The 234-nt window shown below is 70.1% G+C and carries 1 protein-coding gene; it reads left to right on the top strand.

The features are described 5' to 3' along the window. Positions 1-234, top strand: a 234-nt coding sequence (locus RVY79_RS21670; RefSeq protein WP_317466688.1) for a DUF47 family protein, incomplete at both ends; no start/stop codon positions are given.

Genomic DNA, 234 nt, shown 5'->3' on the forward strand with positions numbered 1-234 from the left:
GTTCGAGCGTCATGCCGCGACGCTCACGGACGGCGCCGCCGCGCTTCGGTCGCTCCTCGACGGCACGCAAGCCGTATCGGCGGCCTACGCGGCGATCGCGGCCCATGAGGATGCCGCGGACGCGATCACCCGGGAGGCGCTTCTGGCGGTCCGCCGGACCTTCATCACGCCCTTCGACCGCAGCGATATTCAGGCCCTGGTCGGGTCCCTCGACGACGCTATCGACCAGATGCT

The sequence above is a fragment of the Chromohalobacter sp. HP20-39 genome, from assembly GCF_033052815.1.
Lineage (GTDB): Bacteria > Pseudomonadota > Gammaproteobacteria > Pseudomonadales > Halomonadaceae > Chromohalobacter.